Consider the following 21,315-nt stretch of genomic DNA (forward strand, 5'->3'; position numbering starts at 1 on the left):
GGGCCTCGCGTCGTGCGACGGCGTCAGCTCAGCTGACGAGCCGGAGCGTCAGCGGGTAGCGGTACAGCTCACCGCGGTTGGACGCGATGGCGGCCATGATCGCGAACACGAACGAGCAGATCCCGGCGGCGAGCAGGATGAACAGGCCGATGATGAGGATCGCCGTCAGGCCCCCCACCACGTAGGCGATCGCCAGGGTGATCTGGAAGTTGAGCGCCTCCTTCGCCTGGTCCTCGACGAACGCCCCCCGACCCTTGAAGACGAGCAGGATGACGAGCGGGACGAGGAACGAGACGAACACCCCACCGATGTGGGCGAAGACCGACCACATGCGCTGGTCGGAGTCGGTCAGCGGGGGCTGGACCCCGTACGCCGGCGGCGGATAGGCACCCTGCGGCGAGGCGTACCCCGGTGCGCCGTACCCGGGTGCGGGCGGCGGCGGGGGATAGGCGCCCTGCGGTGCGCCGTACCCGGGAGCCGGGGGCGGCGGCGGGTACTCACCCTGGGGCGCCTGGTACTGCGGTGTCTCGTACTGCGGTGCGGGCGGCGGCGGGACGGCGCCTGTCGGCTCGTCGGGTGTCCCCGGGGTCTCGGCGGTCACTTGATCAGCTCCAAGGAGAAGGGGTAGCGGTAGGCCTGGCCACGCTGCACAGCCAGGTAGCCCTGGATCGAGAAGACCAGGGAGAAGATCCACAGCGCGAGCTGGAGCAGGTTGGCCAGGAACCACGGCAGGAAGATCGCGTCGGCGATCCAGACGATGACCCACCCGATCAGCAGCGTGATCTGGAAGTTCACCGCCTTCTTACCTTCTTGGTCCACGAACCCGCTGCGCGCGCGGAACAGGAGCCAGATGATGAGGCCGGGCACGATCCACAAGATCCCGCCGAGGTGCGCGAGCCCGGCCCACTGGCGGGTCTCGGCGTCGGTCAGGGGTGGGCCCGCGGGCGGCTGCCCGGCCCACGGCGGCGGTGGGGTCTGGCTCATGTGGGTGCCTCTCGCGTCAGGGAACGGCGCGGCATGCGTGGCCGTTGCGCCGCACACTAGTCGTCCGACGCGTCGGACGCGCGCCGTTTGACCCAGCTCAGGCGGCTGCCGTCAGGACGCCGTCACGAAGTCGATGAGCTCCTCGACCCGCCCGAGCAGCGACGGCTCGAGATCGGCGTAGGAGCGCACCGACGCGAGGATCCGCTGCCACGCGTGCGCGACGTCGGCCTGCTCGAGCGCGGGCCAGCCGAGCTCCCGCAGGATGCCGAGCTTCCACTCGGTGCCGCGCGCGATCGTCGGCCATGCCGCGAGGCCGATCCGCGCGGGGCGCACGGCCTGCCAGACGTCGATGTAGGGATGGCCGAGCACGAGGACGCTCCCGGCCGGTGTGCCGCGGGTGGCGTCGGCGGCGATCCGCGTCTCCTTGGAGCCGGGCACGAGGTGGTCGACGAGCACCCCGACGCGCCGCTCGCGTGTCGGGGCGAACTCCCGGAGCGCGTCGGCGAGGTTGTCGACGCCGTCGAGCAGCTCGACCACCACACCCTCGAGGCGCAGGTCGTCGCCCCACACCTTCTCGACGAGCTCGGCGTCGTGCTTGCCCTCGACCCAGATCCGGCTCCCGCGCGCCACCCGGGCCGTGGCGCCGTGCACCGCGACCGATCCGGACGCGGTGCGCGTCGGGCGGGCCGGTGCGGACCGGCCGACGGGCGCGAGGAGCACGACGGGCTCCCCGTCGACCCAGAACCCGGGCCCGAGCGGGAACGTGCGCGTCTTGCCCTTGCGGTCCTCGAGCACGACGACGTGCTGCCCGCCGGACTTCTCGACGCGTCGGACGGCACCGACCCAGCCGGTCATGACCTCCTCGACGACGAGTCCGATCTCGGCAGGCTGCGGGCGGGACTGCTTGCGGGGCCGGTGGTGCGCGGACCCGGGCCGGTCGCCGCCGCCGCGGCCGGGGGTCGCGAGGACGTCGTTCCCGTAGCGGTCGTGGCTCACCCGGGCACCCTAACGGGCGCGTGGCCGTCGCACCGGAACCGGCGCGGGCGCGCGATGCGGACAGGTGCTGCGGGCAGGAGTACGGGCTGACGGGTGCCCGACGTGCGAGCCCGACGTCGCCCCGCGGCGCGACCGCGTAGAATTGGCACTCCGGGTGGCCGAGTGCTACCCCGCTCTCACGGCAGCCCGCCGGGCGACCCGACGGGCACCCAGTGAGGTCCAGGACGACGCGCAGGAGGTGCGATGAGCGAGGATCGCAAGCTCGACGTGCTGCGCGCGATCGTCGAGGACTACGTGGCCACCCGCGAGCCCGTCGGCTCCCGCGCGCTGGTCGAGCGGCACGGGCTCGGGGTCTCGCCTGCGACGATCCGCAACGACATGGCGGCCCTCGAGGAGGGCGGCTTCATCGTGCAGCCGCACACGTCGGCGGGGCGCGTGCCCACGGACAAGGGGTACCGCCTGTTCGTCGACCGGCTCTCATCGGTCAAGCCGCTGTCGGGCGCGGAGTCGCGGGCGATCGAGGACTTCCTCGCGCGCGCCGTCGACCTGGACGACGTCGTGGACCGGGCCGTCCGGCTGCTCTCCCAGCTGACCCAGCAGGTCGCGGTCGTGCAGTACCCGTCGCTGCGGCGCTCGGTGCTGCGGCACGTCGAGCTCGTCCCGCTCGGTGACCGACGGCTGCTCGTGGTGATCATCACGGACAACGGTCGCGTCGAGCAGCGCACGGTCGAGCTGTCGACCGAACCCGACCTCGACGTCGTCGCGGTGCTGCGCGCCCGCCTCAACGTCGCCGCCGCCGGCCGGCGGCTCGCGGAGCTCGACACCGTGCTTGCGGCCCTCATTGACTCGTTCGCCCCGGACCATGCGTCGCTCGTCCGTTCGGTCGTCTCCGTCGTCGAGGAGACGCTCGCGCAGGAGAGCGAGGAGCGCGTCGTGCTGGCCGGGACCGCGAACCTTGCCCGCGCGAGCGGGGCGGACTTCACCCACACGCTCGGCCCCGTGCTCGAGGCGCTCGAGGAACAGGTGGTCCTCCTGCGACTGTTGACCGAGATGGCCGAGGACGCCACGGCGGTGTCAGCCAGGATCGGCCGCGAGACCCAGCACGAGGGGCTGCTCGAGACGAGCTTCGTGACGACCGGATACGGCGGTGACGGCGACGCCCTCGCCCGGATCGGCTCGATCGGTCCGCTCCGCATGGACTACCCCGGCACGATGGCCTCCGTCCGCGCGGTCGCGCGGTACCTCACACGGATCCTCGCCGGATGACCCGGCCGAACCCGGCCCTTCGCCTCACCGTCCGACCAGGAAGTGATCTGTGACCGACTACTACGAGATCCTCGGGGTTGCCCGCGACGCGAGCCCCGAGCAGATCAAGAAGGCCTACCGCCGCCTCGCACGTCAGCACCACCCGGACGTCGCCGGCGAGGACGGCGGCTCGGACGAGATGTTCAAGGACGTCTCGCGGGCGTACGACGTGCTGTCGAACCCCGAGAAGCGCCGCGCGTACGACGTGGGCGGCGACCCGTCCGCCGGCGGCGGCATGGGTGGCGGCTTCGGGTTCCAGGACATCTTCGAGACCTTCTTCGGCGCAGGGTCCGGCGCGAGCGCCCAGCGTGGGCCCATCCCGCGCGCGCGCCGCGGCCAGGACGCGCTCGTGCGCCTCGACCTCGACCTGGCGGAGACCGCGTTCGGGTCCCACCGCGAGGTGCAGGTCGACACGGCCGTGGTGTGCCCCACGTGCTCCGGCACGTGCTGCCGCCCCGGGACGTCGCCCCGCACGTGCGAGGTCTGCGGCGGCCGAGGCAGCGTGCAGCGCATCGCCCGCTCGTTCCTCGGGCAGGTCATGACGTCCCAGCCGTGCGCCGCCTGCCAGGGGTTCGGGACGGTCATCCCCGAGCCGTGCACCGAGTGCTCGGGCGAGGGCCGCGTGCGCTCGCGCCGCACCCTGACGGTCGACGTGCCCGCCGGGGTGGACACCGGGACGCGTATCAAGCTGACGGGCCAGGGCGAGGTCGGTCCGGCCGGCGGGCCCGCCGGCGACGTCTACCTCGAGGTCAGGGAGCGCAAGCACGAGACGTTCGTCCGGCAGGGCGACGACCTGCACTGCACGCTCCCGGTGCCGATGACGGCGGCCGCGCTCGGCACGGTCCTGACGCTCGACACCCTCGACGGCCCGCAGGAGGTCGACCTGCGCCCGGGCACGCAGCCGGCCCAGGTGATCACGCTGCGGGGGCTCGGCGTCGGGCACCTGCACGTCGGTGGGCGCGGCGACCTGCACATCCACGTCGACGTCCATGTCCCCACCGGGCTGGACGAGGACCAGGCAGCGCTCCTGCAGCAGCTCGCGACGCTGCGCGGCGAAGAGCGGCCGGAGGCACGGTTCTCCGCCGCCAACCCTGGGGTGTTCGCCAAGCTCCGCGACAAGCTCTCGGGTCGCTGAGCGGTGAGTGCTCCGGTCTTCCTGGTGGAGCCGGGCGCGCTCGCGGCCGTGCACCCCGGCGGCGCCTACCTGCTCGACGGGGCCGAGGGGCGGCACGCCGGGGTCGTGCAACGCCGTTCACCGGGTGAGCGCGTGGACGTCGTCGACGGTGCGGGCGTCCGGCTCGAGTGCCTCGTCGGGGCGGTCGGTGCCGAGGGGGTGACGCTGCAGGTCGTGGCCCGGACCGACGAGCCGGCTCCGGACGTGGCGCTCGTGCTCGTGCAGGCGCTCGCCAAGGGCGACCGTGACGAGATGGCGATCGAGGCGGCGACCGAGGTCGGTGCCGACGCGGTCGTGCCGTGGCAGGCCGAGCGCTCCGTCGTCGTGTGGCGCGGGGACCGGGCCGCGAAGAGCCGGTCGAGGTGGCTCGGGACCGTGCGCGCCGCGGCCAAGCAGTCGCGCCGGGCCCGGGTCCCCGAGGTCGAGCTCGCGGTCGACGGGCGCGGGCTCGTCGAGCGGGTGCACCGGACCGTCGACGCCGGCGGCGTCGCGCTCGTCCTGCACGAAGAGGCGAGCGTGCCGATCGCGCAGGTGGACCTGGCAGGGCTCGGCGTGGCGCGAGCGGCCGACGCCGGGTCGTCCGCGCCGTCGGACGGCCCGCGGGGCGCCGGGCAGCAGCGCGAGGTCCTCGTCGTCGTCGGCCCCGAGGGCGGGATCTCGGCGCGTGAGCTCGAGGCGCTCGTGGGGGCGGGCGCGCGAGCGGTGCGCCTCGGACCGCACGTGCTGCGGACGTCGACGGCGGGCCCGATCGCGCTGGCACTGCTCGCCCAGCGCCTCGGGCGCTGGGGCTGAGCCCAGCTCGGCCGTCAGCGGACGGTGACGGTCACCGACACCTGGTTGTGACGCTTGGTGCCGGTCGCGCCGTCGGACATGTCAGGCTCCCAGACCGAGAGCGTGTAGGTGCCTGGCGGCAGGGTTGCCGTGAACGCGAACGGGCCCACCTCGCCGTTGGCACCCGCCGTCGTGAAGCCCTGGGCGACCGGGTCGCCGCCCCCGGTGGGCACGGCCTCCCAGCTCAGCGTCGCCTCGAAGCCGGTGCCGGTGCCGGTGACCGGCACGTCGGGACCGTCGACGGTCGCCCCGGCCGTCGGTGCCGTCAGGGTGTTGGGGCCGTTGGTCGGCTGGTCGGTCGGGACGCCGTCCGTCGGCGTGCTCGACGCCGAGGGCTCGGGAGTCGGGGTGCTCGCCGGTGCCGTCGCGGACGTCGTCGCGGGGGCGGTCGCGGTTGTCACCGGAGTCGACGCGCCGGGCTGAACGGTCCCGGACGCGCAACCGGCCGACGTCGCGATCGTCAGTGCCGCACCTACCCCGGCCGCCACGAGAAGCAGGGGTCGCGATCGTCGTGCTCGCATGGTGTCGTCCTCAGGTCGGCTGCCTCGGTCGGCGGCGCACCCGGATCCGTGCGACCGCCGTCTGCTCGGAACGTACCGCGTGCGGCCGCCGGAGTGGCTGCGCCGGGCCGAGGACGGCGCGTGCTCGGTAGACTCGGGCACAGCGCCTGCCGGTCCACGGCAGGGCGGACCGAAGGAGCGCGGAGGCGCAAGCCGAGCACATGGCCGAAAGCACACCAGCACGTCGTCCCGCCACCGGTGTCACGGCCCGCGTCGAGCACCGCATCACGGTCGGCGCGGACGTCTCGATGGTCGAGCTGCTGGGGCGCGGTGACGAGGTCCTCCTGGCCATCGAGGCCGGCTTCCGGGCCGTCGACATCCACGCGCGCGGCAACGAGATCTCGCTCGCGGGCCCGGCGGGCGACGTCGCGCTCGTCGCCGAGCTCGTCGACGAGCTCATCGAGGTCGCCGCGGCCGGGACGCCGTTGACCCCGGACGTCGTCGCGCGGTCGGTGACGATGCTCGCCGCCAGCGCGTCGCCGCGCCCCGTGGACGTGCTGACCCAGAACATCCTGACGTCGCGCGGGCGCACGATCCGGCCCAAGACCGAGGGGCAGAAGGACTACGTCGACGCGATCGACCGCAACACGGTGACCTTCGGCATCGGCCCCGCGGGCACCGGCAAGACGTACCTGGCGATGGCCAAGGCGGTCCAGGCGCTGCAGGTGCGACAGGTCAGCCGCATCGTGCTGACCCGTCCAGCCGTCGAGGCGGGCGAGCGGCTCGGGTTCCTGCCAGGCTCCCTCAGCGACAAGATCGACCCGTACCTGCGCCCGCTGTACGACGCCCTGCACGACATGGTCGACCCCGACTCGATCCCGCGGCTCATGGAGGCGGGGACCATCGAGGTCGCCCCGCTCGCCTACATGCGCGGGCGCACGCTCAACGACTCGTTCATCATCCTCGACGAGGCGCAGAACACCTCGACCGAGCAGATGAAGATGTTCCTGACGCGCCTGGGGTTCGGGTCGAAGATCGTGGTCACGGGCGACGTCACGCAGGTCGACCTCCCGACGGCCACCACGTCGGGGCTGCGCGTCGTCGAGCAGATCCTCGCCGACATCGACGACGTCGCCTTCTGCCGGTTGACCTCGTCGGACGTGGTACGCCACCGCCTGGTCGGCGACATCATCGACGCCTACGCACGCTGGGACAGGACATGAGCATCGAGGTCAACAACGAGTCCGGTGTCGAGGTCGACGAGGCGGAGTTCGCGGCGCTCGCGCGCTACGTGCTCGACGCCATGCACGTGCACCCGCAGACGGACCTGTCGATCCTGCTCGTCGGCGTCGACGTCATGTCGCAGCTGCACGTGCAGTGGATGGACGAGCCGGGACCCACGGACGTGCTCTCGTTCCCCATGGACGAGCTGCGACCGGGCCGTGAGGGTGAGCAGACGCCGGCGGGCCTGCTCGGCGACGTCGTGCTCTGCCCCGACGTCGCGGCCGCGCAGGCCAGGGTCGCCGGCCACTCGACCGCCGAGGAGCTCCTCCTTCTCACCACGCACGGGATCCTGCACCTGCTCGGGTACGACCACGCCGAGCCCGAGGAGGAGCGGGAGATGTTCGCGCTCCAGCGCCAGCTGCTCCTGACGTTCCTCGCGAGCCGATGACGCACGTCCCCCTGGGGCTGCTCGTCGTGGTCGCGGTGCTCGGCATCGCGCTCGCGGCGGCGCTGAGCGCGGGCGAGGTCGCGGTCGGCCGTGTCACCCTGGCCGCTGTCACCGAGCTGCTGGCCGAGCGGCACCCCGCCGCCGAGCGGGTGCGGCGGCTCGTCGAGCAGCGGCGTCGGGTCTCGTCGTCGGCCGCGTTCGTGCGGCTGCTCGGGGAGATGACGGCGACGGTGTGCATCACGCTCGTCGTCGCGTCCACGGGGCTTGCGTGGGGCTGGGTCCTGCTCGTGGCCGGCTTCGTGTGCGCCGCCGTCGCCTACCTGCTCGTGCGGGTGAGCCCGCGGACGGTCGGACGCCAGCACCCCCTGGCCGTGCTGACCGTCCTGTCGCGCCTGCTGCTCGGGGTCTCCCGCGCGGTCGGCGGTTTCGCGCGGGCGGTGCCGACGTCGGGCGCGCGGCCGGACTTCGGGGAGGACGAGCTGCGCGACATGGTCGAGCGCGCGAGCGAGTCGGACGTGATCGAGGACGAGGAGCGCGACATGTTCCGCTCCGTCCTCGAGCTCGGCCAGACCCTCACGCGCGAGGTCATGGTGCCGCGCACCGACATGATCGTGACCGGGGCGGACACGCCGCTGCGCAAGGCCCTCGCGCTGCTCCTGCGGTCGGGGTTCTCGCGGCTCCCGGTCGTCGGCGAGTCGGTCGACGACCTGCGCGGCGTGCTCTACCTCAAGGACCTCGTGCGCCGCCTGTCCGACGACCCCGACGCCCAGGACTCCCCGGCGGCATCGATCGCCCGGCCCGCCGTGTACGTGCCCGAGTCGAAGCCCGTCGACGAGCTCCTGCGCGAGCTGCAGGCCGGCTCGTCGCACATGGCGATGGTCGTGGACGAGTACGGGGGCATCGCGGGCCTCGTCACGATCGAGGACGCGCTCGAGGAGATCGTGGGCGAGCTCACCGACGAGCACGACCCGTCGGCCCCGGGCGTCGAGGACCTCGGTGACGGGTCGTACCGTGTCCCGGCACGGCTCGCGAAGGACGAGCTCGGCGAGCTCTTCGACCTCGACGTGGACGACGACGACGTGGACAGCGCTGGTGGTCTGCTCGCCAAGGCCCTCGGCAAGGTTCCGCTCGTCGGCTCCACCGGCGACATCCATGGCCTCCACCTCGTCGCAGAACGCGCCGACGGACGCCGCAAGCAGATCTCGACGCTCGTCGTCCGGCGGACCACGCCTGACGACGAGCCGGGGGACGACCAGGGGGCCACCACCCCCGCCGACCCGAACCACGGAGCACACGCATGACTTTCCACTCAGGTTTCGCCTGCCTCATCGGTCGGCCCAACGCCGGCAAGTCGACGCTGACCAACGCACTCGTCGGGCAGAAGGTCGCGATCATGTCGGCCCGCCCGCAGACCACGCGGCACACCATCCGCGGCATCGTGCACCGCCCGGACGCGCAGCTCGTCCTCGTGGACACCCCCGGGCTGCACCGTCCGCGCACGCTGCTCGGCGAACGTCTCAACGACCTCGTCAAGGGCACGCTCACCGAGGTCGACGTCGTCGGCTTCTGCCTGCCGTCGGACCAGAAGGTCGGCCCCGGCGACCGGTTCATCGCCGAGCAGCTCGCCGACGCCGCACGTGACGGTCGGGGCACGCCCGTCGTCGCGATCGCGACCAAGGCCGACCTCGTCGGCAAGGCACGCCTCGCGGAGCACCTCCTCGCGATCTCGCAGCTCGGCGACTGGGCCGACATCGTGCCGGTCTCGGCGGAGACGGGCTACCAGGTCGACGTGCTCGAGAAGATCCTCATCGGCCATCTGCCCGAGGGCCCGGCCCTCTACCCCGACGGCGAGCTCACCGACGAGCCCGTCGCCGTCATGGTCGCCGAGCTCGTGCGCGAGGCGGCGCTCGAGGGCGTGCGCGACGAGCTGCCCCACTCGCTCGCGGTCGTCGTCGACGAGATGGTGCCGCGTGAGGGCGACGACGGCGCGACCCCGATGCTCGACGTGCGGGTCCAGCTGTTCGTCGAGCGCGACAGCCAGAAGGCCATCATCATCGGCAGGGGCGGCTCGCGGCTGCGCGAGGTCGGCACGACGGCACGCCGCGAGATCGAGGCGCTACTCGGCACGCGCGTGTTCCTGGACCTGCACGTCAAGGTCGCCAAGGACTGGCAGCGGGACCCGAAGCAGCTCGGCCGGATGGGCTTCTGACCAGGGACATCCCTGATCGAGCCCGGTCCACCGTGGGGGATACTCTCCAGGTGCCGTACCGCATCGCCACCAGCAGCGTCGTGGGTGTCATCGTGCTGGCCGTGATCGGCGCGTTCATGGGCCCCCAGTGGGACCCGGTGCCCCTGAACGACCCGCTCGTGGTGGCGAGCTCGTCGACCGCTGTGACGTACGCCCCGCTCGCGCAGACGTACCCGGTGCGCGAGTCGGTCGTCACGGTGCAGCTCGACGGCACCACGATCGAGGCCCGGATCACCGAGCCGGTCGGGGCGAGCGGACCGCTCCCCGCCGTGGTGTTCGTGCACGGCGCCGGGACGGGGGAGTACTCTCGGGCCTTCAAGGCGCAGGCGTCCGCGCTCGCCGCGTCGGGCGTGGTCACGATGGTCCCGAACAAGCGGCTCGACACGTACTCGGCCCGGCACCGCGACTACGTCCAGATGGCAGCCGACTACGCCGCGTCCGTGCAGACGCTGCGGCACTGGCCCGGTGTCGCCCCGACGAAGGTCGGCGTGTACTCCGAGAGCGAGGGTGCCTGGATCGCGCCGGTGATGGCCGCCGACGACCCGGGCCTCGCCTTCGTCGTGTTCGCCTCGGCGCCGGTCGTCCCGCCGCGGCAGCAGGCCGCGTTCGCGATGGACTCCTACCTGCGCGCCACCGGGGTGCCGAACACCGTGTTCCGCGCGATCCCCCGGGCCGTCGGGATGTCGCTGCCCGGCGGCGGCTTCGAGTACTTCGACTTCGACGTCGCCCCCTACCAGCGGCGCATGCACCAGCCGGTGTTCGTGGCCTACGGCGCGCACGACGCGTCGATGCCCATGGTCCAGGGTGCCGAGCAGATCATCCGTGACCTGGCGATCGCCGGCAACGGCCAGTACCAGGTCCGCTACTACGCCGGCGCCGACCACGGGCTCAAGGTCGACGGGGAGGTCTCGCCCGACTTCCTCCGCGACCTGTCCGGATGGATCCGTGGGCTGCCCGCGACCGCCCAGTCGGTGCCGCAGATCGCCGGGGCGACCCCGCACCAGACCTACTGGGCCGCGCCCTCGCCCATGCCGCGCTGGCTCGGCGACGGTGATGCCGTCCTGGCGGTCGTCGCGGGTGCGGTCGGGCTGCTCGTGCTCGGACCTCTCGTCGGGCTCGGCGTCACGGGATGGCGACGCGTGCGCGGCCGGCCGGTCCGGCACCGGCTCGCGCCCGGGGTCGCCGGCCGGCTCGGCTGGATCGGTGGGCTCTCGGTCGCGACCGTCGGGGGGCTCGTCTGGTACCTCGTGGCAGTCGCCCGGCTCGCGCTGGACTACGAGCGCAACTCGGTCATCGTGCAGGGCGGCTGGGTCGGCGTGCGCCTCCTGGGGATCGCCGCCGTCGTGGCGTGCGTGCGGCTCCTCGACCTCGAGCGGCACCCGCGCCATGACGGGCCGGGCGTCGCGACGGGCGTCTGGGGGCACGTCGTCGTGTGGTCGGTGCTCGCAGGAGCGCTGGTCCTGCTGGTCGTCACCGCGTACTGGGGGGTGTTCCAGCTCGGGATCTGACCGAGCTGAGGTGTTCCGGCACATCGGTGGCCTCATCTAGGGCACCATGTGCGCCGATAGTCATCGAGGGCGCAAGGCTGTGCCCGCCGGGGTTGGGGGTGAGCTGTGCGGACGTCGTGGGGATCGGCAACGGACCGAGGTCGTGTTCGCGCCGTGAACGAGGACGCCCTGCTGGCGTACCCGCCGGTGTTCCTCGTGGCCGACGGCATGGGTGGCCACGACGCGGGCGATGTCGCGAGCCGGCTCGCCGTCGAGGAGTTCGCGCAGCTCGCAGGCCGGACCTCCGCCTCCGCGCACGACGTGCACGCGTGCTTCGAGCGGACCGCCGCGCGGGTCCATGAGGCGTTCGAGGGCCGGGCCGGTGGCACCACGATCGCGGGTGTCGCGGTCGCCGAGGAGGCCGACGGGTCCTACTGGCTCGTGTTCAACGTCGGCGACTCCCGCGTGTACCGCTGGGCGTCGGGCACGCTCACGCAGATCAGCGTCGACCACTCGGTGGTCCAGGAGCTCGTCGACCACGGCGAGCTCGCGCCCGAGCTGGCCGGCACCCACCCCGAGCGCCACGTCCTCACGCGCGCGATCGCGACCGGCTCCGCGCTCGAGCCGGACTACTGGCTCATCCCGGCCGGACCGCACGACCGCATCCTGGTGTGCTCCGACGGTCTGACGCGCGAGGTTCCCGACGAGGTCATCGCCGAGGTGCTGGGGCAGTGCAGCGACCCGCAGGAAGCCGCGCAGCTCCTCGTGCAGCGTGCGATCGAGGCTGGCGGACGGGACAACGTGAGCACCGTGGTCGTCGACGTCGCCACGACGAGCGCCGGTGCGTCCGACGCGTACACGACCGTGCCGCGCCCGGCGGGGCAGTCCGGTCCCGGCGCCGCCACGGGAACCTGGGACGAGATGCTCGACGGCGCGACGGTGCCGCGAGCGACGACGACGGAGGTCGAGCTGTGATCGTGCCCGAGTACATGCCGGGGGACTGGCACGCGGTGGTCGCCGGAGGCGTCGTCGCACTCCTCGCGCCGTCCACGCCGTCCGACGTGGTGCGCGCCGTCTGGGCGGCCGTTCCCGCGCAGGGCGGTCTCGCCGATCAGCTCGAGGCTCTGCTCGCGGGAGGGATCGCGCGGCTGCAACCCTTCGCGCTCGTGGATCTCTCGGGCGGGCGCGTGCACGCCGCGCTTCGCGGCGGTGTCGAGATCGAGGTCCGTGGCACCGACGGCGCGCGGGTGCTGAGCGCCGGTGAGGTCACGACGTGGTCCGAGCGCGTCGCCGAGGGGGCCGACGAGGTGACGATCCGCGTGGTCGGCACGCCGTGGACGCCCGGGCTCGCGCTGCCCGTGGTCAGCGGCGTCGTGCGTGCGTCCGTCGTGCGGGTGCCGCTCGCTGCACGCGATGCGGCGGTCGCGGAGCCCGCTTCCGTCGATGACACGGTCGAGGACGCGCCGGTCGACGTGCGCGTCGAGACGCCCGACGGGACGCCTGACGGGACGCCCGGCGACGCGCTCGCCGGCCCCGGCGCCGACAGCCTCCCGACCCACGACCCGGTGCCCGGCGCGCGCGACCTGATCGACCACGTCCCCGCGGGCGACGAGTCCGAGTCGCTGCGCCGCGAGCTCGACGCCGCGTGGAACCTTCCGAGCAGCACCGAGGTCGTCGCGCAGGTCGTGGCCGAGGCCGAGGCGGCGCTCGACTCCGGCTCGCTCGGCCAGGTCGAGGACACCGTGGTCCCGGACGACCACGACGGCATGACCATCCTCTCGAGCGACCTCCAGACGATCCGCCACCAGCTGCCGTCGTGGGCGGGCGACGAGGTCCCTGGTCCGTTCCGCGTCGCTGCGCCGCAGCTGGCACCCCCGGCGAAGCTCGTCCTGTCGACCGGTCAGGTCGTCTCTGTCGACCGCTCGGTGCTGCTCGGTCGCGCCCCCCAGGTCTCGCGCGTGACGAACCGCGACCTCCCGCGCCTCGTCACGCTGCCGAGCCCGCAGCAGGACATCTCGCGGACGCACGCCGAGGTGCGCGCGGACGGCGACGACGTGCTCGTCACCGACCTGCACTCGACCAACGGGACTCTCGTGACGCGACCGGGTGACCCCGCGAGGCAGCTGGCGCCGGGCGAGGCGACGGTCATCGAGCACGGCGAGGTCGTCGACCTCGGTGACGGTGTGACGTTCACGGTGGAGCGGGGTGCGTGACAGCACGACGTGAGGCATCGGCGCCACCCCGGATCGCCGGGCACCGGTTCATCCGGGTGCTCGGGCTCGGCGGGTTCGCTGACGTCTTCCTGTACGAGCAGGACATGCCGCGCCGCGCCGTCGCGGTCAAGGTGCTCCTCGCCGGCTCGTTGCACGGCGACGCGCGGACCCGGTTCCAGACCGAGGCCAACGTCATGGCGCGGCTCTCGCACCACCCGTCGATCGTCACGATCCACCAGGCCGAGATCGCCGACGACGGCCGCCCGTACATCGTCATGGAGTACTGCTCGGGGGCCGGTCTCGCGGAGCGGTACCGCCGCGAGCGGATCTCGGTCGAGGAGGCGCTGCGCATCGGGGTCCGCCTGGGCTCGGCGGTCGAGACCGCCCACCGCGCTGGGGTCCTGCACCGGGACATCAAGCCCGCGAACGTCCTGACGACCGACTTCGGCTGGCCGGCCCTCACGGACTTCGGGATCGCGTCGTCCCCCGGCTCGGGGGAGGGTGCTGCGGTCGGGATGTCGATCCCGTGGTCGCCGCCCGAGCTGCTCGCCCCGCACCCGACCGGTGACGTGCGCTCCGACGTGTACTCCCTGGCCGCCACCGTCTACTCGTTGCTCGCGGGGCGCACGCCGTTCGAGGTGCCGGGCGCGCGCAACGGCGCCGCCGACCTCGTCGGGCGGATCGAGCGCGAGCCGCTCCCCGTGACCGGGCGGGGCGACGTGCCGCCCTCGCTCCAGGCCGCGCTCGCGTGCGCGATGGAGAAGGCGCCGGAGCGCCGGTACCCGAGCGCGGCCGGTCTCGCGCGTGCGCTCCAGCAGGTCGAGGCCGAGCTGGGGCTCCCGGTGACGCCGCTCGACCTGAACGACGACGCCCAGACCGGGGCGTCTCGCGGCTGGCGCGCGTTCGGGTCGGCTGCGTCCGGCACGGGCCCCGGCACCGGCTCGGGCACGGCGGTGGACGACGACGCGACGCGGCTGCGCCCGGTCGTCAGCATCGACCCGCGCGACCCCCTCGCCCTGCCCCGACGCACCGACCTCATGCGCGACGACCTCATGCGCGACGACCTCACGCGCGACGACCTCACGCGCGACGAGGGCCCGCGGCTGCGCCCGATCGTCACCGTCGACCCCGGGCCGGGCGAGGCGCCGGCACCGCAGGCTGCGCACCGGGCCGCGCCGGTCGTGCGCCACGTCGCGGCGGGAGGAGCGCACGCCCAGCCGGGGGGAGCGCCGTCGAGCGGGTCCCGCGGCCGCCGGGTGGTCGCGATCGTCGCAGCGGCGCTCGTGGTGACGGTGACGGTCGTCGCCCTCGTGGTGAACCTGCGCGGCGCGCCGAACGGACTGCCGACCGCTGAGGCGACCTCGGGGTTCGGCGCACAGGGCGTCGGCGGTGTCGTCGCCGTCGTGCCGTCGCCGACAGGGCTCACGGGCGTGCGGATGGGCGACGGCTCGGTCAGCTTCACCTGGGTCAACCCCGAGCCTGCGACCGGCGACCAGTACCTCTGGGGTGTCCGGTCGGCGACCGGTGAGCCGGCCCTCGCGCTCCTCGCCGAGCCGACCGTGACGGTGCCCCCCGGCGCCGGGGGGCAGGTGTGCATCGAGGTGTCGATCGTGCGTGCCGACCGCAGCGCGTCGGCGCGGCCGGCGGAGGTCTGCGTCGGGTGAACCTCTCCACGTTCCGCCGCCGCTCGGCGTCCGCAGCCGCCGTGGTCACGGTGCCGGCCGTCGTCGCCGTGCTCGCGCTCCTGAACCCGGGCTTCCCGCTCGCGCGCGTCGACCTCAACGACGGCGGTGTGTGGCTCACGGCCACGAGCTCGCTCCAGCTGGGTCGTTTCAACGCGCAGGTCGAGGAGCTCAACGCCGGCCTCGTCGCCGCGGGGACGACGTTCGACGTGCTCCAGGACGCGGGTGACGTGCTGCTCGTCGAGCCGGGCACGGTCTCGGTCGTCGACCCGGCGAGCGTGACGCTGACGACGCGGGCGACCGTGCCGACGGGCGCCGTGACGCAGATGGCGGCGGGTACCGTCGCGGTTCTCGGCCCCGACGGGTCGGCCTGGGTCCGCGCGGTCCGCGACCTCGGTGCGCTGCGGGCCGGGTCGGACGTGCCGGAGCTCGCCCTGGGCGACGGCGGCACCGTCGCCGTCAGCCGGGACGGCGTTGTCCTCGGCGTCGCGGGCGACAGCGGCGGCACGACGAGGGTCGACCTCGTGGACGGCCGGCCCGTCCTCGAGCAGCTCGGCACGCTCGGTGCGGGCGTCGACCAGCTCACGACCGTCGGTGACGAACCCGTGGGTCTCGAGGGCAGCACGCTGCGGACGCTGCACGGGAGCGTCGAGCTCGACGGGGCGGGTCTCGTCCTGCAGCAGCCAGGCCCGCGCGCCGACCGCGTCCTCGTCGCGAGCACCACCGCGCTGCTCGAGGTCCCGCTCGACGGCGGTCCGGTCGTCGAGCACCGGACGACGGGCTCGGGGAAGCCCGCCGCCCCCGTCGCGCTCGACGGCTGCATCCATGCGGCCTGGGCCACCGGGACGGGCAGCTACCTGCGCGTGTGCGACGGCGCGGCACCCCAGGTGCTCGACCTCGAGGGGATGACGACGGCCGACGCGCTGACGTTCCGGGTGAACCGGCACGTCGTCGTCCTCAACGACACGCTGCGCGGCCGGATGTGGATGCCGCAGCAGGACTCGGCGCTCCGCAAGCCGAACTGGTCGGACTTCGTCCCTGACCCGCAGCCCACCGACCAGCCGAACGACGCGAGCGGGTCGACGACCACCCAGGACCTCGTCACGGAGTGCAGCAGCCAGGCGGCCAGCCCGACCGCGAGCGACGACGAGTTCGGGGTCCGCCGCGGACGCACGACGATCCTGCCGGTCATCGACAACGACTCGTCCTCGGACTGCGGCATCCTCGCGATCTCCGAGTTCGACCAGGTGCCTGCCCAGTTCGGCCGGCTCGAGTCGATCTACGGGGGGCGCGCGCTCCAGCTCACCGTGGCGGACGGCGCCACGGGCACCGTGAGCTTCGTCTACACGATCTCCGACGGACGAGGCACCAGCGCGCCGTCGACGGCGCGCGTGCAGCTCACGATCCACGACCCGGCCTCGAACGGTGCACCCACGCAGGTGCGGACCGGTGCGCTCAAGGTCGAGCTCGGCGGCCAGGCCGAGTACAGCGCGCTGGCCGACTTCGTCGATCCGGACGGCGACGACCTCGTCCTCGTGGGGGCGAGCGCAGAGACGGGGACCGTCCGGTTCCGGCAGGACGGCACGGTGACGTACCTCGCGGACGATGGTGCCCTGGGCCGGACGACAGTGCATCTCGTCGTCTCGGACGGCACCGAGACCGCCCAGGGGGAGATCGAGGTCGACGTGCGCGCCGCCGGCTCGCTCGCACCTCGCATCGACCCGGTGCACGCCGTCACGTACGTCGGCCTGTCGGTGCTGGTGCAGCCGCTCCTGGCGGTGCGCAGCTCGTCGGACGAGCCGGTCCGGCTCGCGGGGGTCGACGAGGTCGCGGGCACGACGATCACCCCCGACCTCACGACGGGCACGTTCACGTTCAGCGCGAGCCGTCCGGGGACCTACTACGTGCCGTTCACAGTCGCGGCGCCCCCTCAGCAGGCGAGCGGGCTCGCGCGGATCGACGTCCGCGAGTGGCCCGCGGAGGTCCAGGCCCCCGTGGCGGTCCGCGACCGCGCCTACCTGCCGGCCGGCGGCGAGGTCACGATCGACCCGCTGGCCAACGACGTCGACCTCGCGGGTGGCGTCCTCGTGCTGCAGTCGGTCGAGGCTCCGCCCGATGGGGGGCTCCGGCTCGCGGTGCTCGGCCACCAGCTCGTCCAGATCACGTCGGCCCGCACGCTGACCAGCCCGGTCACCGTGCGGTACGTCGTCTCGAACGGCGCGGCGGAGACGGTCGGCGAGATCGCCGTCTACCCGGTTCCGCCGTCGGCCTCGCAGCAGGCGCCGGTCGTGGCGAACGTCGAGGTGAGCGTCCGCACGGGCGGGGTCGTCACGATCCCCGTGCTCGACACCGCGTACGACCCCGACGGCGACCACCTCACGCTCGTCCCGACGCTCGCCGAGCCGCTCGGCCCGGGCCAGGGCCTGCTGTTCGTGTCCGGCGACGTCCTGCGGTACCAGGCGCCGTCGACGACGCTCACGGCGCACGCGACGTTCATCGTCAAGGACTCGATCGGGAACGGCACAGCGGCGACCGTGACCGTGCGCGTGCACGCCTCGGACGCGGCGACCAAGGCCCCGCCGCGCCCGCACGACCTGACCGCGCGCGCGTTCGAGGGCGACACCATCCGGATCCCGGTCCCCGTCGTCGGCATCGACGACGACGGGGACGGCATCACGCTGCTCGGCGCGGCCGCCGCGCCGACGCGGGGTCGCATCGTCGACGTGGGCGCCGACTACCTCGAGTACCAGGCGCTGCCCGGTGAGACGGGTACCGACACCTTCACGTACGCCGTCGAGGACTGGGTCGGTCAGCGGGCGGTCGCCACGGTCCGGGTCGGGATCAGCCCACGGCCGACGGCCGTCGCGCAGGTCGTCGCCCGCAACGACGACGTGACGGTCAGGCCCGGCCAGCTGGTCGAGGTCCGCGTGCTCGCGAACGACGTGGACTCGAGCGGTGGCGCGCTCTCGCTGGCGGCCGAGCTGGAGATGGCGGCCGGCACCGACGCCCACGTCGAGGGCCGCCGGATCATCGTGCAGGCGCCCGAGGCTCCCGGTGTCCTGCAGATCGCCTACACCGTGACGAACGCGCGCGGGGGACGGGACACCGGGATCCTCACGGTGAGCGTGGCGGACGACGCCGAGGTGCTGCCGCCGGTCGCGAAGGACGTCGTCGTGCCGCCGATCGACACGCTGGGACGGCAGAGCATCGAGGTCGACGTGCTCGCCGTCGCACAGAACCCGAGCGGCCCGCTCAGCGATCTCGCGGTGTCCGTGCCGTCGTTCGCAGCCGACGTGGCGACCGTGACGGCGGCGGGTCGCGTCGTCGTGACGCTGGTCGACCACGCCCAGACGGTGCCGTACCTGCTCACGAACACCGATCCGCGCGCGGGCGGCGTGAGCACCTACGCGTTCATCAGCGTTCCCGCGCTCGGCTTCTTCCCGCCGACCAACCGCCCGAAGGCGCCCGAGCTGCGCGTCGCGTCGGGCCAGCTGCTGGTGATCAGGCTCGACGAGCAGGTCCAGGTCGCGCCCGGTCGCACCGCGACCGTCGCCGACCCGACCGCCGTGACGGCGACGAAGTCCGACAACTCCGCCCTCGTGCGGGACGCGTCAACCCTCGTCTACACGTCCGCGCCCGGGTATGCCGGCCCGGCGTCGATCACCGTGCCGGTCACGGACCGCACCGGGAGCGGCGACACCACGGGACGCACGTCGCTGCTCACCCTGTCGATCACGGTCTACGCGGTCGACGACCACCCCCGACGTTCGGCCCCGCGATCGTCGACCTCGCGCCGGGCGAGGCCGCCGTCAGCGTCGACCTGCACGCCTTCACCACGGGGCCCCAGGGCGCCACCGCGAGCACGGAGTACTACAGCTACCGGCTCACGTCCGCGGTCCCGGCGGGGTTCACGGCGACGCTCACGGGCAGCGTGCTCGTCGTCAGCGCCGCACGCACGACCGCCAAGGGCACCGTCGGACCCCTCAAGCTGACGCTCGGCTACGGCCTCGCCGGCTCGATGGATGCCGAGGTCGACCTGCACGTCATCGCGAGCACGCGCCCCACGGCGCGTGTCGTCGACCGCACGGTGCTCGACGGCGTGCAGGGTCGCGACGTGGTCGTCGACGTGCTCGCCGGTGCGTTCAACCCGTTCCCGGACTCCGCACTGACCGTCGTCGGCGCGACCGTCGAGACACCGGGCTCGGGGGTCGCGACGTCGACGTCGAGCACCGTGACGGTGCGCCCCGACGCCGCGTTCGTCGGGCAGATGGTGACGCGTTTCCGCGTGGCGGACTCGACCGGGGACCCCGCGCGCGAGGTCGAGGGGCGGGTCACCGTCGTCGTGCGCGGGCGGCCCGACGCCCCCAAGGCCCCGCGGGTCGTCGAGTCGCGCGACGCCACCGTGGTGCTCGCATGGGATGCGCCCGACAACCGCGGCGAGCCCATCACCGGGTACCGGGTGACGGCGATCTCGGCCGCCGGCCAGCTCGTGCGCGCGTGCGTGAGCACGACCTGCACCATCGACAACCTCACCAACGACACCGAGTACACGTTCACGGTGGCCGCGCAGAACGCCGTCGACTGGTCCGACCCGAGCCCCGCGTCCGCGCCCGCCCGGCCCGACGCGGTCCCCGACGCACCCGACGCGCCGTCGTTGACGTTCGGCGACCAGGCGATCACCGCCGCGTGGTCGACCCCGACCAGTGCCGGCTCGGCCGTTCAGCGCTACGACGTCGAGATCACGCCGGCGCCCCGCACCGGCCCCGCGACCAACTCGACCTCCGGCACCACCGCGACGTTCGGCGCGCTCGACAACGGCACCGCGTACACCGTGCGGGTGCGCGCGTACAACAGGTTGACGACGGCGGGCCCGTGGAGCGCGTCGTCCACGGCGATGCGCCCCGCGGGCGTCCCCGGCGCTCCGGTGGTCAGCGCGCAGCGCGTGGAGGATCCGCTCGGCGGCCAGATCACCGTCGCGTGGACGGTGCCGTCCGGCAACGGCGACGACGGCCTCACGTACGGGCTCGTGATCTCGGGCGGACCGGGCTCCGGCACGGCTGTGCTGACCGACCCTGCTGCGACGTCCTACGCGTTCCGAGGGGCAGCGAACGGTGTCGCCTACACGTTCGCGGTCCGGGCGACGAACAAGGCGGGGACAGGCGCAGCCGGGACGGTTGTCAGCTCGACGTTCGGCGTGCCCGGCGCCGTCGCCGTACCGACGGCGACCGCCGACCCCGGTCAGGGTGCCGTCCGGGTCGACTGGGTGGCGCCCGCCAGCGACGGCGGGTCGCCCGTGACCCACTACCTCGTGCAGACCGTGGGGGGCGCGCAGGTCGACGTCCCCAGCGACCCGACGACGACGACGATCACGGGCCTGACCGGCGGCACGACGTACGCGTTCAGTGTCCAGGCGTGCAACGTGGCGGGCTGCAGCGGCGCGTGGAGCCCGTCGGCATGGGCCACCGCGACGACCGCGCCGGGGGCCGCGACCGGCGTCACGCTCGCCGACCCCGCGCTCGACGGCCAGAACCGGCCGACCTCCATCGCCGCGTCGTGGGCAGCGCCCGCCGACTGGGGTGGGGGACCGGTCAAGCAGTACCGGTACCGGTTCTACGTCGCGGGTCAGGGCTACCTCACGGACTGGACGTCGACGTCCGACACATCGGCGAAGACCGACCTCAACGGCAGCTGGTTCGCCGCGGTCGGGTCTGGAACGACCGAGGTGCGCATCGAGGTGGTCACGTCGAACGGCGACGCGCGGGGCCCGGTCGCGCAGACGAGCCGGAGCTTCTCGCGTGCCCGTGAACCCGGACTCGTCACAGGCTTGGTGCTGACCTCACCGGCGGGGTCGAACCGTGTGACCGCCACGTGGGACGAGCTGTCCCCGAGCGAGAACGGTGGCCTGGCCGTGAGCTACGAGGTCCGGTTCCAGGACCCGAGCGGCTGGACAGGTTGGACCACGTGCCCCTCGCCTGGCGGGTCCGTCGCGACGTGCTCAGGCACGTCGGCATGGATCGCTCTCGCCTCGGTCCCCGTGGGGGGTGCCCAGGTGACCGTCGAGGTCCGGGCGTCCGATGCCGTCGGCACAGGGCCGACTGCGACCGCCACGATGCTGGTGCCCGCGCCATGACCCTCGACCTGCCCGGCGGGACCCGACCAGCCGCGACCCGGCACGACCTCGTCCCGACCGCGCATCGAGCGCGACCGGCATCCCCAGGAGAGA

17 protein-coding genes are annotated in these 21,315 nt (G+C 73.5%); 13 read left to right on the forward strand and 4 right to left on the reverse strand.

Annotated elements, in window-relative coordinates:
• Positions 1-28: 28 nt before the first annotated feature.
• The 3 genes from DDP54_RS13135 to DDP54_RS13145 form a co-directional block, all read right to left on the reverse strand.
• Positions 29-601, reverse strand: a complete 573-nt coding sequence (locus DDP54_RS13135) for a DUF4870 domain-containing protein (RefSeq protein WP_109132110.1) — start codon at positions 599-601, stop codon at positions 29-31.
• A complete protein-coding gene (locus tag DDP54_RS13140; protein ID WP_109132111.1) occupies positions 598-984 on the reverse strand; it encodes a DUF4870 domain-containing protein in 387 nt (128 codons plus the stop codon). Before DDP54_RS13140 ends, DDP54_RS13135 begins: the two co-directional genes overlap by 4 nt.
• 111 nt (positions 985-1,095) lie before the next feature.
• The gene (locus DDP54_RS13145) at positions 1,096-1,980 is read right to left on the reverse strand and encodes a DUF3097 domain-containing protein (protein WP_109132112.1); all 885 of its coding nucleotides are present in this window, start codon (positions 1,978-1,980) and stop codon (positions 1,096-1,098) included.
• A gap of 243 nt (positions 1,981-2,223) precedes the next feature.
• On the opposite strand from DDP54_RS13145, the gene hrcA reads away from it, so the two are divergent.
• From hrcA to DDP54_RS13160, 3 genes are read left to right on the forward strand one after another with little or no spacing between them, the layout of a single operon-like run.
• A complete protein-coding gene (gene hrcA, locus DDP54_RS13150; RefSeq protein ID WP_109132113.1) occupies positions 2,224-3,246 on the forward strand; it encodes a heat-inducible transcriptional repressor HrcA in 1,023 nt (340 codons plus the stop codon).
• 49 nt (positions 3,247-3,295) lie between these two features.
• Entirely contained in the window at positions 3,296-4,420 is a 1,125-nt protein-coding gene (gene dnaJ / locus DDP54_RS13155) for a molecular chaperone DnaJ (RefSeq protein ID WP_109132114.1), read from the forward strand.
• Between the two features lie 3 nt (positions 4,421-4,423).
• On the forward strand, positions 4,424-5,251 hold the full coding sequence (locus tag DDP54_RS13160) for a 16S rRNA (uracil(1498)-N(3))-methyltransferase (protein WP_109132115.1): 828 nt from the start codon (positions 4,424-4,426) through the stop codon (positions 5,249-5,251).
• A gap of 14 nt (positions 5,252-5,265) precedes the next feature.
• Here DDP54_RS13160 and DDP54_RS13165 read toward each other — a convergent pair whose 3' ends face one another.
• Positions 5,266-5,811 carry a Gmad2 immunoglobulin-like domain-containing protein gene (locus DDP54_RS13165; protein WP_109132116.1) on the reverse strand — a complete coding sequence of 182 codons (546 nt, stop codon included), beginning with the start codon at positions 5,809-5,811 and terminating at the stop codon, positions 5,266-5,268.
• A 200-nt stretch (positions 5,812-6,011) separates the two neighbouring features.
• Here DDP54_RS13165 and DDP54_RS13170 point away from each other — a divergent pair, with 200 nt between their 5' ends.
• From DDP54_RS13170 to DDP54_RS18685, 10 genes are all read left to right on the forward strand, one after another.
• The gene (locus DDP54_RS13170; protein WP_109132117.1) at positions 6,012-7,013 is read left to right on the forward strand and encodes a PhoH family protein; all 1,002 of its coding nucleotides are present in this window, start codon (positions 6,012-6,014) and stop codon (positions 7,011-7,013) included.
• Positions 7,010-7,462 carry an rRNA maturation RNase YbeY gene (ybeY, locus tag DDP54_RS13175; RefSeq protein ID WP_109132118.1) on the forward strand — a complete coding sequence of 151 codons (453 nt, stop codon included), beginning with the start codon at positions 7,010-7,012 and terminating at the stop codon, positions 7,460-7,462. The genes DDP54_RS13170 and ybeY overlap by 4 nt, the downstream gene beginning before the upstream one ends.
• Positions 7,459-8,763 carry a hemolysin family protein gene (locus DDP54_RS13180; RefSeq protein WP_109132119.1) on the forward strand — a complete coding sequence of 435 codons (1,305 nt, stop codon included), beginning with the start codon at positions 7,459-7,461 and terminating at the stop codon, positions 8,761-8,763. Before ybeY ends, DDP54_RS13180 begins: the two co-directional genes overlap by 4 nt.
• Positions 8,760-9,671: a GTPase Era gene (gene era / locus DDP54_RS13185; protein ID WP_109132120.1), complete on the forward strand. Its 912-nt coding sequence runs from the start codon at positions 8,760-8,762 to the stop codon at positions 9,669-9,671. Before DDP54_RS13180 ends, era begins: the two co-directional genes overlap by 4 nt.
• Before the next feature lie 50 nt (positions 9,672-9,721).
• A complete protein-coding gene (locus DDP54_RS13190) occupies positions 9,722-11,218 on the forward strand; it encodes an acyl-CoA thioester hydrolase/BAAT C-terminal domain-containing protein (protein WP_109132121.1) in 1,497 nt (498 codons plus the stop codon).
• Positions 11,219-11,371: 153 nt separating this feature from the next.
• Positions 11,372-12,172 (forward strand): protein phosphatase 2C domain-containing protein, encoded by an 801-nt coding sequence (locus DDP54_RS13195; protein ID WP_242448399.1) that lies wholly within the window; start codon positions 11,372-11,374, stop codon positions 12,170-12,172.
• Entirely contained in the window at positions 12,169-13,410 is a 1,242-nt protein-coding gene (locus DDP54_RS13200) for an FHA domain-containing protein (protein WP_109132123.1), read from the forward strand. The genes DDP54_RS13195 and DDP54_RS13200 overlap by 4 nt, the downstream gene beginning before the upstream one ends.
• Positions 13,407-15,074 carry a serine/threonine-protein kinase gene (locus DDP54_RS13205; RefSeq protein ID WP_109132124.1) on the forward strand — a complete coding sequence of 556 codons (1,668 nt, stop codon included), beginning with the start codon at positions 13,407-13,409 and terminating at the stop codon, positions 15,072-15,074. The genes DDP54_RS13200 and DDP54_RS13205 overlap by 4 nt, the downstream gene beginning before the upstream one ends.
• On the forward strand, positions 15,071-19,084 hold the full coding sequence (locus tag DDP54_RS18680) for an Ig-like domain-containing protein (protein ID WP_242448400.1): 4,014 nt from the start codon (positions 15,071-15,073) through the stop codon (positions 19,082-19,084). Before DDP54_RS13205 ends, DDP54_RS18680 begins: the two co-directional genes overlap by 4 nt.
• Positions 19,024-21,222 (forward strand): fibronectin type III domain-containing protein, encoded by a 2,199-nt coding sequence (locus DDP54_RS18685; RefSeq protein ID WP_242448401.1) that lies wholly within the window; start codon positions 19,024-19,026, stop codon positions 21,220-21,222. The genes DDP54_RS18680 and DDP54_RS18685 overlap by 61 nt, the downstream gene beginning before the upstream one ends.
• The last annotated feature ends 93 nt before the right edge of the window (positions 21,223-21,315 follow it).

The sequence above is a fragment of the Cellulomonas sp. WB94 genome (genome assembly GCF_003115775.1).
Classification (GTDB): domain Bacteria; phylum Actinomycetota; class Actinomycetes; order Actinomycetales; family Cellulomonadaceae; genus Cellulomonas_A.

Bases quoted from the DNA above. Each gene is read 5' to 3' on its own strand.
- hrcA (WP_109132113.1), top strand. From the start codon at position 2,224: ATGAGCGAGGATCGCAAGCTCGACGTGCTGCGCGCGATCGTCGAGGAC.
- ybeY (WP_109132118.1), top strand. From the start codon at position 7,010: ATGAGCATCGAGGTCAACAACGAGTCCGGTGTCGAGGTCGACGAGGCG.
- DDP54_RS13170 (WP_109132117.1), top strand. From the start codon at position 6,012: ATGGCCGAAAGCACACCAGCACGTCGTCCCGCCACCGGTGTCACGGCC.
- era (WP_109132120.1), top strand. From the start codon at position 8,760: ATGACTTTCCACTCAGGTTTCGCCTGCCTCATCGGTCGGCCCAACGCC.
- DDP54_RS13165 (WP_109132116.1), bottom strand. From the start codon at position 5,811: ATGCGAGCACGACGATCGCGACCCCTGCTTCTCGTGGCGGCCGGGGTA.
- DDP54_RS13140 (WP_109132111.1), bottom strand. From the start codon at position 984: ATGAGCCAGACCCCACCGCCGCCGTGGGCCGGGCAGCCGCCCGCGGGC.
- DDP54_RS13180 (WP_109132119.1), top strand. From the start codon at position 7,459: ATGACGCACGTCCCCCTGGGGCTGCTCGTCGTGGTCGCGGTGCTCGGC.